The 15,273-nt window shown below is 73.9% G+C and carries 13 protein-coding genes; 4 read left to right on the top strand and 9 right to left on the bottom strand.

Going from position 1 to position 15,273, the window contains the following annotated elements; genetic code table 11:
• The first annotated feature begins 669 nt into the window (after nt 1–669).
• Together ACRYM6_RS18600 and ACRYM6_RS18595 are read left to right on the top strand one after the other, a co-directional pair.
• Complete coding sequence (locus ACRYM6_RS18600) at nt 670–3,312, top strand: MGH1-like glycoside hydrolase domain-containing protein (RefSeq protein ID WP_432544373.1); 2,643 nt, start codon at nt 670–672, stop codon at nt 3,310–3,312.
• Between the two features lie 97 nt (nt 3,313–3,409).
• A complete protein-coding gene (locus tag ACRYM6_RS18595) occupies nt 3,410–4,990 on the top strand; it encodes a GGDEF domain-containing protein (protein ID WP_432544372.1) in 1,581 nt (526 codons plus the stop codon).
• Here the strand turns inward: ACRYM6_RS18595 and ACRYM6_RS18590 are convergent, their stop codons facing one another.
• From ACRYM6_RS18590 to ACRYM6_RS18570, 5 genes are all read right to left on the bottom strand, one after another.
• A complete protein-coding gene (locus tag ACRYM6_RS18590; protein ID WP_432544371.1) occupies nt 4,991–6,970 on the bottom strand; it encodes a M13 family metallopeptidase in 1,980 nt (659 codons plus the stop codon).
• Complete coding sequence (locus ACRYM6_RS18585; RefSeq protein WP_432544370.1) at nt 6,967–8,256, bottom strand: multidrug effflux MFS transporter; 1,290 nt, start codon at nt 8,254–8,256, stop codon at nt 6,967–6,969. Before ACRYM6_RS18585 ends, ACRYM6_RS18590 begins: the two co-directional genes overlap by 4 nt.
• A 130-nt stretch (nt 8,257–8,386) precedes the next feature.
• Complete coding sequence (locus ACRYM6_RS18580; protein ID WP_432544369.1) at nt 8,387–9,853, bottom strand: amino acid permease; 1,467 nt, start codon at nt 9,851–9,853, stop codon at nt 8,387–8,389.
• 99 nt (nt 9,854–9,952) lie between these two features.
• Entirely contained in the window at nt 9,953–10,195 is a 243-nt protein-coding gene (locus tag ACRYM6_RS18575) for a hypothetical protein (protein WP_432544368.1), read from the bottom strand.
• 36 nt (nt 10,196–10,231) lie between these two features.
• Complete coding sequence (locus ACRYM6_RS18570; RefSeq protein ID WP_432544367.1) at nt 10,232–11,488, bottom strand: MFS transporter; 1,257 nt, start codon at nt 11,486–11,488, stop codon at nt 10,232–10,234.
• An 88-nt stretch (nt 11,489–11,576) separates the two neighbouring features.
• Here ACRYM6_RS18570 and ACRYM6_RS18565 point away from each other — a divergent pair, with 88 nt between their 5' ends.
• Entirely contained in the window at nt 11,577–12,173 is a 597-nt protein-coding gene (locus tag ACRYM6_RS18565; RefSeq protein WP_432544366.1) for a TetR/AcrR family transcriptional regulator, read from the top strand.
• A gap of 9 nt (nt 12,174–12,182) precedes the next feature.
• A complete protein-coding gene (locus tag ACRYM6_RS18560; RefSeq protein WP_432544365.1) occupies nt 12,183–12,761 on the top strand; it encodes a TerD family protein in 579 nt (192 codons plus the stop codon).
• Between the two features lie 16 nt (nt 12,762–12,777).
• Here the strand turns inward: ACRYM6_RS18560 and ACRYM6_RS18555 are convergent, their stop codons facing one another.
• The 4 genes from ACRYM6_RS18555 to ACRYM6_RS18540 all read right to left on the bottom strand — a co-directional run bounded on the left by ACRYM6_RS18555 (nt 12,778) and on the right by ACRYM6_RS18540 (nt 15,226).
• The gene (locus tag ACRYM6_RS18555; RefSeq protein ID WP_432544364.1) at nt 12,778–13,488 is read right to left on the bottom strand and encodes a DsbA family oxidoreductase; all 711 of its coding nucleotides are present in this window, start codon (nt 13,486–13,488) and stop codon (nt 12,778–12,780) included.
• A gap of 72 nt (nt 13,489–13,560) precedes the next feature.
• Nucleotides 13,561–13,836: a hypothetical protein gene (locus ACRYM6_RS18550; RefSeq protein ID WP_432544363.1), complete on the bottom strand. Its 276-nt coding sequence runs from the start codon at nt 13,834–13,836 to the stop codon at nt 13,561–13,563.
• Between the two features lie 80 nt (nt 13,837–13,916).
• A complete protein-coding gene (locus ACRYM6_RS18545; protein WP_432544362.1) occupies nt 13,917–14,420 on the bottom strand; it encodes a dihydrofolate reductase in 504 nt (167 codons plus the stop codon).
• Entirely contained in the window at nt 14,420–15,226 is an 807-nt protein-coding gene (locus ACRYM6_RS18540) for a thymidylate synthase (protein ID WP_432544361.1), read from the bottom strand. The genes ACRYM6_RS18545 and ACRYM6_RS18540 overlap by 1 nt, the downstream gene beginning before the upstream one ends.
• Between the last annotated feature and the right edge of the window lie 47 nt (nt 15,227–15,273).

The raw sequence follows: 15,273 nt of genomic DNA, 5'->3' as shown, positions 1-15,273 counted from the left end.
ACCCCCGCGACGAATCACAGGAAACAGACCAGCCGGTGTAGATCATTTCACTTCATAGTTGACCTTGGACTCCAAACCCTGTCCCGAGCTGGCAAGCCAGAACAGGGGTAGATCCCAAAGGAACCCCAACCGCCACCCGTACATGAGCGACGGCCATTGGGGGTTAATGCATTGGCATCAACATTTATGGCACACTGTTGAGTTCTCAAGAACCGGACGCACCCACCCCGAACCAACCCCCGAAAGGGTCAGCGGAAGAGGGGTAACTTTCCCACCTTAACCGAAAACCAGGCCGAACTTCAACCTAGCCTCAGCTGAGGCATCTGGTGCCGCTCGCTCCAGCCGAACCCCTCGAGCCTGGTGGCTCTCGGCGTCCGCCCCGTTGCTCGCGGCGACATGAAGAACATTAGACGGCGGGGCGTCGAGTAGGCAAATCGCCCCTGACTAGACCGTGTGAACCACTGCCGCGCAACGGATCCCGCTCCGATCGACGCTCACCACGCGTCAGCCGGTGATCGTTGGGAGACTGGGGAGGTGACCGAGGCCACTGAGTCCCCCGAGCCGGCGCCCCAGCCCGACGCGCACGCCCCCGGCCAGCGCGACCAGGCCCACCGGGGAGGCGACGGCCGCCAGCACCGACGGCCGCGGCGCAGCGTCGAGCACGGCCGCATGGCCGAGTCGCCCGGGGCCGACGGCCCCTGGCGCCTGTGGGGTCCCTACGTCTCGGGTCGCCAGTGGGGCACCGTCCGCGAGGACTACACCCCCGGCGGTGACGCCTGGACCGCCTTCCCCTTCGACCAGGCCCGCTCCCGCGCCTACCGCTGGGGCGAGGACGGCCTGGGCGCGGTCTGCGACCGCTTCGGCTTCCTCAACCTCGGCGTGGCCCTGTGGAACCGCAAGGACCCCTTCCTCAAGGAGCGGCTCTTCGGCCTCACCAACGGCGAGGGCAACCACGGCGAGGACGCCAAGGAGTACTGGTGGGCCCTGGACGGCACCCCCAGCCACTCCTGGATGCAGTGGCTCTACCGCTACCCGCAGGCCGAGTTCCCCTATGCCCGGCTGCGGGAGGAGAACGCCCGCCGCGGGCGCGACGAGCGCGAGTACGAGCTCGGCGACACCGGCGTCCTGGACGAGAACCGCTTCTTCGACGTCACCGTCACCTACGCCAAGGCCGGGCCCGACGACCTGTGCATGGTCGTCGCCGCCACCAACCACGGGCCCGACCCCGCCCCCCTCGACCTCGTCCCCCAGGTCTGGTTCCGCAACACCTGGGCCTGGGGCTGGGACCGCCGCCGCGGGACCATGACCCAGGTCCTGCCCCCCACCCTGGCCGTCGGCGGGCTCGAGGACGTCGAGTGCGAGCACGGGCACCTCGGCCGCTACCACGTCAGCGCCCAGGGCAGCCCCGAGGTGCTGTTCTGCGAGAACGAGTCCAACCTCGTCGAGCTCTTCGGGGCCGCCTCCAACCCCACCCGCTACACCAAGGACGGCATCGACCGCCGCATCGTCCACGGCGACGAGTCGGCCGTGAACCCGCGGCGCACCGGCACCAAGGCCGCGTTCTGGTACTCCTTCGACTCCGTCGCCCCCGGCGAGACCGTCGAGGTGCGCCTGCGGCTGTCCCCGCACGCCCCCGGCCAGGGGACCTTCGGGTCCGGGTTCGACGCCGTCCTGCACGACCGGCAGGCCGAGGCCGACGAGTTCTACGACGAGGTCATCCACCCCGGCCTGTCCGACTCCGACCGGCACATCGCCCGCCGCGCCTACGCCGGGCTGCTGTGGACCAAGCAGCTGTACCGCTACGACGTGCGGCAGTGGCTGGGCGGCGACCCCGAGACCGAACCGGCCCCCGAGTCCCGCAAGGCCCGCGGCGCCCGCAACGTCTCCTGGACCCACCTGTCCCTGGCCGACGTCATCTCCATGCCCGACGAGTGGGAGTACCCCTGGTTCGCCGCCTGGGACCTCGCCTTCCACGCCATCCCCCTGGCCCACGTCGACCCCGACTTCGCCAAGGAGCAGCTCGTGCTCATGTGCCGCGAGTGGTCGATGCACCCCAACGGCCAGCTGCCCGCCTACGAGTGGGCCTTCGGCGACGTCAACCCGCCCGTGCACGCCTGGGCCGCCTGGCACGTCTACCGCCTCGACGGCTACCGCGACCAGGGCTTCCTCGTGCGCGTCTTCACCAAGCTGCTGCTCAACTTCTCGTGGTGGGTCAACCGCAAGGACGCCAGCGGCTCCAACCTCTTCGAGGGCGGCTTCCTCGGGATGGACAACATCGGCCTGTTCGACCGCTCCGCCGAGCTGCCCCCCGGCTACCGCCTGGAGCAGTCCGACGCCACCAGCTGGATGGCCTTCTACTGCCAGCAGATGTTCAAGATCGCCCTGGAGCTGTCCCGGCACGACCCCGCCTGGGAGGACGCCGCCACCAAGTTCCTCGAGCACTTCCTGTCCATCGCCCAGGCCATGACCTCCTTCGGCGCCACCGACACCTCCCTGTGGGACGAGGAGGACGGCTTCTTCTACGACGTCCTGCTGCACCCCGACGGCCGGGCCGAGCCGATGCGCGTGCCCTCCATGGTCGGGCTGCTGCCGATCCTGGGGTCGACGGACGTGCCGACGTGGATCGCCGAGGAGACCCCCGACCTCACCGCCCGCCTGCGCTGGCTGCAGAAGCGCCGCCCCGACCTCACCCTCCCGCTGCTCACCCGCTCCACCCCCGAGGGCCGGCAGATGCTGCTCTCCCTCGTCGACAAGCCGCGGCTCGTGCGGCTGCTCGAGCGGGCCTTCGACAGCGAGCAGTTCCTCTCCCCGTACGGCCTGCGCTCGCTGTCCGCCGCCGTCAAGGAGGAGGTCTGGACGTCGGTCGAGGGGCAGAGCTCCTCGGTCGTCTACGAACCCGGGGAGTCGCGCACCGGGATGTTCGGCGGCAACTCCAACTGGCGCGGGCCCATCTGGTTCCCCGTCAACGTCCTGCTCGCCGACAAGCTGCGCACCCTCGGCCGCTTCTTCGGCGACGACCTCACCATCGAGGTGCCCAAGGGGTCCGGGCGGCGCATCAACCTCGTCCAGGGCGCCGACCTCATCGACGAGAGCCTCGTCAACCTGTTCCGGCCCGTCGACGGGCGCCGGCCCGCCGACGGCCAGCGCATCGAGGCCACCGACGACCCGCTGTGGCGCGACCACATCACCTTCAACGAGTACTTCGACGGCGACACCGGCGAAGGGCTCGGGGCGAGCCACCAGACCGGCTGGACCGCCCTCGTCGCCCACCTGCTGCACCCGCGGCTGCCGCTGACCCCGCCGGGGCGGTGACCGCCGCGCGCGGACCCGGCCACGTGTCGGAGGCCGGTGGCACCCTGGGGGTCGGCGGTCACCCGGCCGCCCGGACCCGGGGAGGGCGAACGCGTCGATGACGTCGACGGGACCGCTCGTCCTCCTGCTCGCCGTCGCCGTGGCCGTCACCGCGGCCACCGGCGTGCTCACGTTCCGCCGCCGGCGGGACACGCCCGCCGCGCTGCCGCTGACCGTCGCGCTGGCGTCGGTCACCCTGTGGGGCCTGGCGGTCGTGCTGCTCAACTCCGGGGTGCCGCGGCCCTGGCTCGACGCCCTCGTGCTGCCCCAGTTCCTCGGGATCGGGGCCACCGTCCTGTCGCTGCGGCTCTTCGTCGACGCCGTCAGCGGACGCACCACCACCGCGCGGCGGGTCCTCGCCCTCACCGTCGAACCCGTCCTGCTCGTCGTCGTCGTGGCCCTCGACCCGCAGCTGCACTGGTTCCACGCCACCGTCGAGCACGTCGGCGACCCCGAGCGGCGGGTCGTCACCGCCGGGCCGCTGTTCTGGGTCCACACCGCCTACAGCTACATGGTCGTCCTCAGCGCCGCGTCCACCGTCCACCGGCTGCGCCGGCAGACCCGCGGCCTGCTGCGGCGGCAGGCGACCACGATGCTCGTCGCGATCGCCGCGCCGTTCGCGGCCAACCTGGGCGTCGTGTTCCTCGGCGACGTCGTCGAGGTCGACGTCACCCCCCTCGCCTTCACCGTCACCGGGGTCCTGTTCGCCTACGCCGTGCTCCAGCAGGACCTGCTGCGGCTCGTGCCCGTCGCCCGCTCGCTCGTCGTCGAGACCGTCACCGACGCCGTGTTCGTCGTCGACGCCCGCGAACGGGTCGTCGACGTCAACCCCGCCGGCACCGCCCTCGTGCGCCGGGAGGGCCGCCCGGGCGGGGAGGTCATCGGCCGGGCGTTCGCCGGGTCGGTCGAACCCGCCCTCGCGCGCGCCGTCGGCGACGGGGACGGCGACGCCGTCGTGGCCCTGCGCGGCGGTACCCACCTCGACGTCCGCACCCGCTGGATCCGCGACGACCGCGGACGGGTCCTGGGCCGGGTCGTCGTCGCGCGCGACGTCACCGAGCAGCTGGGGGCCGCCCGCGCCCTGGAACGGGCCAACGCCCGGCTGCGCGAGCAGGTCGCCACCATCGAGCACCTGCGGGCCGAGCTGGCCGAGGAAGCCGCCCGGGACCCCCTCACGGGGCTGCGCAACCGGCGCCGGTTCGTCGACGACCTCGCCGACCGGCTGACCGCCGCCGCCGCGACCGGGCAGCCGCTGTCCCTCGTCCTGCTCGACGTCGACCACTTCAAGGCCGTCAACGACACGCACGGCCACGCGATCGGCGACGAGGTCCTCGTCGCGGTGGCCCGGGCGCTGAGCGCGCACGCCCGGGCCGAGGACGTCGTCCGCTACGGCGGGGAGGAGTTCGTCGTCCTGCTGCCGCACCTGGACGCCGCCGCGGCCCACCGGCGCGCGGAGGAGCTGCGGGCGGCGTGCGCGCGGGTGCGGGTCGAGGTCGAGGACCTGCGCGTCACCGTCAGCGCCGGGGTCGCGACCGCCCCCGACCACGGCAGCACCCCCGACGAGCTGCTGCTCGCGGCCGACCGCGCCCTGTACGAGGCCAAGGGCGGCGGCCGCGACCGGGTCGCGCTGGCGGACTGACTACCAGATCCGGACGCGCTCGGCCGGGTCCAGCCACAGGCCGTCGCCCTCGGCGGTGCCGAACGCCTCGTGGAACTCGGTGAGGTTGCGGACCACGGCGTTGCAGCGGAACTCCGGCGGGGAGTGCGGGTCGACCGCCAGCCGGCGCTCCACCTCAGCCGGGCGGACCTTCCCGCACCAGACCCGCGCCCAGCCGAAGAACAGCCGCTGGCTGCCGGTCAGGCCGTCCACCACGGGGGCCGGCTCACCGCCCAGGGCGATCTCGTACGCCTTGTGCGCGATCGTCAGGCCGCCCAGGTCGCCGATGTTCTCCCCGACCGTGAGGGCGCCGTTGACGTGCTTGCCGGGCGTCTCCGGCGGTTCCAGGGCGTCGTACTGGTCGACGAGGGCCTGGGTGCGCTTGCCGAACTCGGCGCGGTCGGCGTCGGTCCACCAGTCGTTGAGGTTGCCCAGGCCGTCGTACTTCGAGCCCTGGTCGTCGAAGCCGTGCCCGATCTCGTGGCCGATGACCGCCCCGATGCCGCCGTAGTTCTCGGCGTCGTCGGCGTCCAGGGAGAAGAACGGCGGGCGCAGGATCGCGGCGGGGAAGACGATCTCGTTCATGCCCGGGTTGTAGTAGGCGTTGACCGTCTGCGGGGTCATGAACCACTCGTCGCGGTCCACCGGGGCGCCCAGCTTGGCGAGCTCGCGGTCGACCTCGAAGGCGAACGCGCGGCGCACGTTGCCCAGCAGGTCGGAGCGGTCGATCGTCAGCGCCGAGTAGTCCCGCCACCGGTCCGGGTGGCCGATCTTCGGCGTGAACCGCGACAGCTTCTCCAGCGCGCGGTCCTTCGTCTCGCGCGTCATCCAGTCCAGCGCCTCGATGTCCTGGCGGTACGCCTCGACGAGGTTCGCCACGAGCTGCTCCATGCGCTCCTTGGCCGCCGGCGGGAAGTGCTCGCCCACGTACAGCTCGCCCAGGGCCTCGCCGAGGCTGCCCTCGACCAGCCCGACCCCGCGCTTCCACCGCTCCCGCAGCTGCGGGGCGCCGGTGAGCCGGGTGCCGTAGAACGCGAAGTTCTCCTCCACGAAGTCGGCCGACAGGAACGCCGCGCCCTGGTGCAGGACGCGCCAGCCCAGCCAGTCCCGCCAGGTCTGGACGGGCGTGGCGAGCAGCACCTCGGCCATGCCCGTCAGGTAGCTCGGCTGGCGCACGACGACGTGCGCGAACGCCGACGCGGGCAGCTCGGCGGCGGCCAGCCACTGCGACAGGTCGATCCCGGGCAGCAGCGCGTCCAGGCCGGCGCGGTCGACCTTGTTGTACGTCGCGTTCGCGTCGCGGTTCCTCACGCGGTCCCAGTGGTGGGCCGCGAGCGCCGTCTCCAGCTCCAGGACCCGCCGGGCGGCACCGGCGGGGTCGGGGCGGCGGCCGAGGGTGAGGATGCGCTCGACGTGGTCGCGGTAGGCGTCGCGGACCTCGGCGTACTGCTCCTCGCGGTAGTACGACTCGTCGGGCAGGCCCAGGCCGGACTGGGTGACGTAGACGACGTACTCGTCGGACTTGGCGTTGTCGGTGTCGACCCAGTAGGCGAACGGGCCGCCGACGCCGGAGCGCTCGAAGGCGCCGAGCTGGCGGACGAGCCCGGCGTGGTCGGCGACGGCGTCGACGGCGGCCAGCTCGGGGTCCAGCGGGGTCGCGCCGAGCGCCTCGATGCGGTCGGTGTCCATGAAGCTGGCGAACAGGTCGCCGATCTTCTGCCGCACCGAGCCGGCGGGGGCCTCCCCGGAGGCGGCGGCCGCGGCGGCGGACTCCACGATGGCGCGGCACTCGGCCTCGGACTGGTCGCGCAACCGGATGAAGGCCCCGTCGACGGCGCGGTCGTCGGGGATCTCGGTGGTGGCGAGCCAGCGGCCGTTGACGTGGCGGAAGAGGTCGTCCTGGGGGCGGACCGACGGGTCGAGGTCGCTTCCGGCGGGCTGGGCGTCCGTGATCGAGCTCATGACCTCACACTAGGCCGGGCGCCGGGCCGGACGGAGAGCAGGAGGACGACGTTCAGGACGACCGCGGTCCCGACGACGAGGCCGGTGGCGTGCTCGTCGCCGCCGAGGACGCCGACGAGGACCCCGACGAGCCCGCCGACGCCGGACTGCAGCGCCGTCACGAGGGCCGCGGCGGCGCCGGCGCTGTCGCCGTAGGGCTCCAGGGCGAGGGTGACGGCGTTGGGCATGATCAGGCCCAGCGACAGCAGCAGCAGGTACAGCGGGACGGCGAACAGGAGCAGCTGGTCGGTGCGGGCCAGCAGCGACGCGGCCAGGGCCAGGCCGAACACGAGAGCGGCCAGGACCCCGACGCGCAGCAGGCGGGCGGAGCCGAAGCGCTCGACGACGGCGGCGTTGACCTGGGTACCGCCGATGAGGGCGGTGCCGTTGACGGCGAAGTAGACGGCGAAGCCGGTCCCGGTGAGGCCGAAGCCGTCCTGCAGGACGAAGACCGACGTCGAGACGTAGGCCATGATCGTCGCCATCGCCAGGCCCGGCATGAGGGCGAGCGCGAGGAACCGGCGGTCGCGCAGCAGCGCGCCGTAGCCGGTGAAGGTGCGCAGGACCCGCTGCCGGCGCGGCGGGGTGACGGGGGCCCGCTCGTCCTCGGCGCGCGCCTGCGCGGCGGTGTCGCGCAGCTCGGGGCGGGTCTCGGGCAGCTTGCGCCAGACCGCGAGCAGGACCCCGAGGCCGGCGACGGCGAGCAGGGCCAGCACGGGCCGCCAGCCGGTGTGGACGGCGATGGCGCCGCCGACGGTGGGGGCCAGCAGGGGCGCGACGCCGATGACGAGCACGAGGCGGGACTGCAGCCGGGAGGCGGCCGGGCCGGTGAACAGGTCGCGGATGACGGCCATGCCGATGACGGCGCCGGCGGAGGCCCCGACGCCGGACAGGACGCGGAAGGCGACGAGGGCGGGCAGGTTCGGGGCGATCGCGCACAGCAGGGTGGCGACGACGTAGACGCAGAACCCGGCGGCGGCGGGCTTGCGGCGGCCGAAGGCGTCGGACAGCGGCCCGACGACGAGCTGGCCGAGACCGGCGCCGACGAGGACGCCGGTGATGGTCAGCTGGGTGCGGGCCTCGGTGGTGCCGAGGTCGACCGCGACCTCGGGCAGCGAGGGCAGGTAGAGGTCGATCGTCACGGCCCCGAGCGCGGCCATGGCGCCGAGCAGGACGACGAGACCGACCGTGGAGGGTCGGCGGGCGGGGGTGGCGGCGCCGGTGGGCGCGGTGGTGGGCGCGGTCATGCGCAGGGTGTCCTCGGGGGCCTCGTCGACGGTGCACCGCACAGCGCCGGGCGGGCAGGACGGGGCAGGACGCCGCCGTCCCCCGCAGCCTAGGCCGCGGGGGGCGGCGGCGTCCTGTTCGTTCCGGGTCTCAGTCCCGGCGGGGGCGGTCGGCCTTGACGGGGAACTCGCCGGTGTAGCCCGCGCGCTCCTCGGCGGCGGCCAGGACGCGCTTGCGGACGGCGAACCAGCCGACCACGAGGAGGGGGACGATGACGCCGAGCGCGTAGACCGTGGGCCGGCTGGACTCGTCGTAGGCCATGATCGCGAGGACGGCGACGAGGAACACCAGCACGAGGTAGCCGGTCCAGGGGGCGCCGAACAGCCGGTACTGCGGCCGGGTGACGATGCCCGCCTTCGCCCAGGTGTGCAGCCGCAGCTGGCACAGCACGATCGTGCCCCAGCTGGCGATGATGCCGAGCGCGGAGGCGTTCAGGACGATCTCGAAGGCGCGGCCGGGGGCGAGGTAGTTCAGGCCGACGCCCAGGACGGCGACGACGCCGGTGATCGCGATCCCCCCGAAGGGCACGCCGCCCTTGTTGAGCTTGGCGGCGAACCGGGGCGCGGAGCCGTTCATGGCCATCGAGCGCACGATGCGGCCGGTGGAGTACAGGCCCGCGTTGAGGCTGGACAGCGCGGAGGTGAGGACGACGAAGTTCATGACGTCCCCGGCGCCGGGGACGCCGAGCTTGGAGAAGAACGTGACGAAGGGGCTCTCGTCGGCGCTGTAGGCGGTGTACGGCAGCAGCAGCGCGAGCAGGACCAGCGAGCCGCAGTAGAAGACCACGATGCGCACGATCACGGTGTTGATGGCCCGCGGCATGATCTTCTCGGGGTTCTCGGTCTCCCCGGCCGCGGTGCCGACCAGCTCGACCGCGGCGTAGGCGAAGACGACGCCGGAGACCACCACGACGAGCGGGACGACGCCGGAGGGGAGCCACCCGCCGTTGTCGCTGATCACGGACAGGCCGGTGGTCTGGCCGTCGACGGGGAATCGTCCGGCGAGGAAGACGACGCCGACGACCAGGAACGCGGTCAGCGCGACGACCTTGATGAGGGCGAACCAGAACTCCATCTCGCCGAAGATCCGCACCGAGACGAGGTTCAGCCCGAGGACGACGACGAGCGCGGCCAGGGCCAGCAGCCACTGCGGGGCGGAGCTGAAGGCGTCCCAGTAGTGCAGGTAGAGCGCGATGGCGGTGATGTCGACGATGGCCGTCATCGCCCAGTTGAACCAGTACATCCACCCCGCCACGAAGGCGGCCTTCTCGCCGTAGAACTCCCGGGCGTAGGAGACGAAGGAGCCGGAGGAGGGGCGGTGCAGGACGAGCTCGCCGAGGGCGCGCAGGATGAGGAACACGAAGAACCCGCACACGCCGTAGACGATGAACAGGCCGGGCCCGGCCCCGGCCAGGCGCCCGCCGGCGCCGAGGAACAGGCCGGTGCCGATGGCGCCGCCGATGGCGATCATCTGCAGCTGGCGGTTCTTCAGGCCCTTGTGCAGGCCGCCGTCCTCGTGCGAGAAGTCCCGCTGGGACCCGTGGTCGTCGGCTGGCATGCGGTTTCCTCTCCACCGTGCCCGTGAGGGCTGGACCGGGGAAGGCAACCACCTCCGGACCCCCGACGCACCCCCGGGCCCGTCCCGGGGCGGGCCGGCTCAGGCGGCGGCGAGCACGAGCGCGTCGAAGGAGTACTCGTCGACGATGGGGACGCCCAGGGCCAGGGCGGTGCGGACGGCGTCCGACCCCGAGCCGGCGTCGTTGGCGACGAGGACGTCGGTGGTGGCGGTGACGGCGTCGTCGACGTGCAGCCCGGCGCGCGCGGCGCGGGCGGCGAGGTCGGGCCGCGCGGCGAGGAAGTGGCCGCTGAAGGCGATGCGCTGACCGGCGCGGAGGGTCATGCGGTGGTGATCGGCAGCCGGCGCGCGGCCCTTGACTCAGGCGTTCCCGGCGGGCGGGCGGACCGGGGCGGTGCGGCGGGCCTGGGCGGGCACGGGTGCCGTCGCGGTCCGCCCGGCGCGGCGGGCGCGGGCCAGCAGCAGCAGGCCGCCGGCACCGGCGAGCACGACGAGGGCGGCGTAGCCGTCGACGACCTCGCGCAGCCCCAGGTGCGGGACGAGCAGGCCCGCGACGACGGCGGGGACCCCGAAGGCGAGGTAGCTGACGACGTAGACGGCGGACAGGACGCCGGCCCGCTCGTGGGCGGGGGCGGTGGCCAGGACCGCGCGCAGCGCGCCCTGGAACCCGGCGCCGAACCCGACCCCGGACAGCAGCGCCCCGGCGTAGAACACCGGCACGGAGGTGGCGGCGAGCCCGGCGGTCAGGACGAGGGGCCCGACGACGAGCCCGGCCATCCCGAGGGCGAGGACGCGGCCGGGGGCGCGGTGGCGGGTCAGGACGCCGGTGACCGCCCCGACGCCGGCGACCGCGGCGACGACCAGGCCGCCGGCGACGTGGTCGCGCAGGCCGAGGACCCCGGCGACGACGGACGGGCCCAGGCCCATGCACAGGCCGCCCAGGCCCCAGCTGCCGAGGAAGCCGGGCAGGCTGGTGGTGAACGCCGCGCGGGAGGCGGCGGGCAGGTGCACGACGGGGCGCAGGGAGCGCAGCGCGCCGGGGACGCGGTCGGCCACGTCGGGCGTGCACGCGATCAGGACGGCCGCGACGGCGAGCAGCCCGGCCAGCAGCAGGTACGTCAGCTCGGTGGGGGCGGGGGCGAACTGCACCAGGACCCCGGCGCCGAGCCCGCCGGCGGTGAGGCCGGCCGGGGGGACGGCGCCGTTGACGAGCTGGGCGGTCGGGCCGCGGCCGGGCCCGGCGAGGTCGAGCAGCCACGCGCCGAGGGCACCGATGGCGGTGCCGGTGGAGAACCCCTGCAGGGCGCGGCCGGCGACGAGGGCCCCCACGCCGTGGGCCTCGGCGAGGACGACCAGGGACGCGGCGACCCCGGCGAGGGCGACGAGCACGACGGGGCGGCGGCCGAGGTGGTCCGACAGCGACCCGACGGTGAGCAGCGCGACGAGCAGGACGGCGGCGTAGACGGCGAAGACGACGGTCACGGCGGTCGGACCCAGGCCCCACAGCTCCTCGTAGACCGGCAGGATCGGCGAGGGGGCGGCGCTCGCGGCGACGAGCAGGCCGAGGGTGAGGGCGACGAGCGTGAAACCCGTCCCGGTGCGGGGTGTGCGGGGCACGGAGGGCTCCAGACCGTCGAGGAGGTGTCTCCGGGAAACTACTCCGGGTTCTGCGTTAACGCAACGCTGATTGCGTTAAGGTCGGGTCATGACGCCGACGATGGCGCGTCCCGGCGGACGCAGCGCCAAGGTCACCGCCGCGGTCCACCGCGCCGTCGAGGAGCTCCTGGCCCAGGGCGACCCCGTGACCATCCCGCAGGTCGCCGCCCGCGCCGGCGTCAACGCCACGAGCGTCTACCGGCGCTGGGGCGACGTCGCCGCCCTCCTGGCCGACACCGCCCTCGTCCGGTTCGGCACCAGCGGCGACGTCCCCGACACCGGCACCCTGCGCGGCGACCTGCGCGCCTGGGGCGCCGCCCTCGTCGAGCAGGCCGCCCGGCCCACCGAGCTCGCCCTGCTGCGCGCCGCCGTCGCCGCCGGGCCCGCCGACCCCGGCGCCCCGGACGGCGCCGAGTCCGCCTGCTCGGCGTGCCTCACCGGCCGCAGCGCCCAGGCCGAGGCCCTCCTGGCCGCCGCCGAGGCCCGCGGGGAGGACGTCCCCACCGCCACCCGGGTCCTGGACCAGCTCGTCGCCCCCGTCTACTTCCGGGCCCTGTTCGGGCTGCCCGCCCCCGCCGTCGACCTCCTCGTCGACCGGCTCCTGCCCCCCGCCACCGCTCAGGCGGCACCCAGCCCCCCCGGGTAGGTTCACGTCATGGGTGTGACTCTCGCCAAGGGTGGAAACGTCTCGCTGGCCAAGGTGGCCCCGAACCTCGACGAGGCCCAGGTCGGCCTCGGCTGGGACGTGCGCACCACCACCGGCCTCGACTTCGACCTCGACGCCAGCGCGCTGATGCTCGGGGCGGGCGGCAAGGTCCTGTCCGACGCGCACTTCGTCTTCTACAACCAGCTCACCAGCCCCGACGGGTCCGTCCGGCACACCGGCGACAACCGCACCGGCGAGGGCGAGGGCGACGACGAGGTCATCGAGGTCGACCTCGGGTCCGTCCCCGCCGACGTCCAGAAGATCGTGTTCGCCGTCTCCATCCACGACGCCGAGGCCCGCCGCCAGAGCTTCGGGCAGGTCGTCAACGCGTTCATCCGCATGGTCAACCGCGTCGACGGCAGCGAGGTCGTCCGCTACGACCTGTCCGAGGACGCCTCCACCGAGACCGCCATGGTGTTCGGCGAGGTGTACCGCCACGGCGGGGAGTGGAAGTTCCGCGCCGTCGGGCAGGGGTACGCCAGCGGGCTGCGGGGGATCGCGCAGGACTTCGGGGTCGACGTCTCCTGACGGGGCCCCGGGAGGGTCAGACCGCGCAGCCGTCCGGGCCGCAGGCCCCGGCGGCAGGGTCCCCGACGGGGGTGAGGGGGTGGCTCTCGGCCCACGCCCGGCGCAGCACCTGCGCGAACTGCTCCACCGGCTGCGCCCCCGAGACGCCGTAGGTGCGGTCGACCACGAAGAACGGCACCCCGCGGGCCCCCAGCGCCCGCGCCTCGGCGACGTCGGCGCGCACGGCCGCCAGGTAGCGGTCCCCGGCCAGCACCGCGCGGGCCTCGTCCGCGTCCAGCCCGGCCTCCGCCCCGAGCCGCACCAGGGTCTCCTCGTCCCCCACGGGCTCGCCCTCGGTGAAGTGGGCGCGCAGCAGGCGCTCCTTGACGGCCCCCTGGACGCCGCGGTCGGCCGCCAGGTGCAGCAGCTGGTGGGCCTTGACGGTGTTGGCCGGCACCGACACGTCCTGGTGGAACTCCAGGCCCTCGGCGGCCGCGGTCGCGTCGACGTGGGCGACCAGCTCCGCCACCTGCTCCACGGGCTGCCCGAACTTCGCCGCCAGCCGGCGGACGTGGGCGTCGCCGGGGCCGTCGGCCCGCTCGTGGACGGTCACCGCCGTCGGGTCGAGCTCGAAGGACCGCCACACCACCTCGACGTCGTCGGCGTGCTCGAAGTCGCGCAGCGCGCTCTCGAACCGGCGCTTGCCGATGTAGCACCACGGGCAGACGACGTCGGACCAGATCTCCACCTTCACGACCAGCGCAACCGCCCCGGGCGCGCCGCTCTTCCGCGCGTCCGGGTGACGTCACCGCGGGACGGCTCAGTCGCCGCCGCCGCCGCCGGAGTCGCCGCCGAAACCGCCGGAGTCCCCGCCCCAGCCCCACCCGCCGGCGTGGTGGTGGTGGCTGTCGGGCAGGTTCACGTAGCCGCCGGAGTCGCCGCCGAGCACGCCGGGCCAGGCGATGTGCGACCGGTGCCGGTCCGAGGGGGCCTCGGGACCCAGCTTGCGGGCCCCCGGCCGGGAGACCGAGCACAGGTGCCCGACCACGCCGGCCACGACCACGATCACCGCGAGCGAGAGGAAGAGCGTCACCACGACAGCCTCCTTCGGCCAGGAGCCCCGGCGAGGGGCCCGATGCCCCACGGTGGCACGCGACCGCCTGCCGCGCTAGTGGTTCACCCCGCCGGGCGGTCCGCCCGCCGCCACGTCACGACCCGGAACCGGGGGCCCGCCGAGGACGTCCGCCACTCCCCCGCCCCCACCGGCCGCCAGGGCTCCCCCACCGCCGGCGCGAACGTGTCGCCCTCGACGTGGAGGTCGACCTCGGTGACGACGAGCACGTCGGCGCGAGCGAGCGCCGCCTCGTACACGGCGCGCCCGCCCACGACCCACACGTCGCCGGCCCCGTCCAGGGCGGTGTCCAGGGCGGTGTCCAGGTCCGTGACGACCTCCGCGCCGGGGGCGTCGTAGCCGGCGTCGCGGGACAGCACGAGGTTGCGGCGGCCGGGCAGCGGCCGGAACCGGGCGGGCAGGGACTCCCAGGTGGCGCGGCCCATGACGACGGTCGAGCCGCCGGTGAGCTGCGAGAAGTGCGCCAGGTCCTCCGGGACGCGCCACGGGATGCGGCCGCCGGCCCCGATGACGCCGTTCGCGGACTGCGCCCAGACCAGCCCGATCATCAGACGGCCACGGGGGCCTTGATCGCGGGGTGGTGGCGGTAGCCGACGACCTCGAGGTCCTCGTAGGCGACCTCGAGCAGCGGCTTGCGGGGCACCCGCAGCCGCGGGAACGGGTACGGCTCGCGGGTCAGCTGCTCGGTGACCTGCTCGACGTGGTTGTCGTAGATGTGGACGTCCCCGCCGGTCCAGACGAAGTCGCCCGGTTCCAGGCCGACCTCGGCCGCGACCAGCTCGGTCAGCAGCGCGTAGCTGGCGATGTTGAACGGGACGCCGAGGAACAGGTCCGCCGAGCGCTGGTACAGCTGGCAGGACAGCCTGCCGTCGGCGACGTGGAACTGGAAGAACGCGTGGCAGGGGGCCAGCGCCATCTTGCCGAGGTCGGCGACGTTCCACGCCGAGACGACCATGCGGCGCGAGTCCGGGTCCGTCCGCAGGGTGTCCAGGACCTGGCTGATCTGGTCGACGTGCCGGCCGTCGGGGGTCGGCCAGGAGCGCCACTGGACGCCGTAGACGGGCCCGAGGTCGCCGTTCTCGTCGGCCCACTCGTCCCAGATGGACACGCCGCGCTCCTGGAGCCAGCGCACGTTGCCGTCGCCGCGCAGGAACCACAGCAGCTCCAGGGCGACGGACTTGAAGTGGACCCGCTTCGTGGTGACCAGCGGGAAGCCCGCGGACAGGTCGTAGCGCAGCTGGTGGCCGAAGACGCTGCGGGTGCCGGTGCCGGTGCGGTCGGACTTCGGGGTGCCGTTCGCGAGGACGTGGCGGAGCAGGTCCTCGTACTGGGTGTCGGTGCGCGCGTCAGCCACGGCGAGGAGCCTAGGCCCTGCCCCTCGACCCTCACACCGTGTCAGCC

This window comes from Kineococcus rugosus (genome assembly GCF_050871975.1).
Taxonomy (GTDB): domain Bacteria; phylum Actinomycetota; class Actinomycetes; order Actinomycetales; family Kineococcaceae; genus Kineococcus.
Note: the sequence above shows the minus strand (reverse complement) of the source record. Positions and strands in the feature narration are given on the sequence as shown.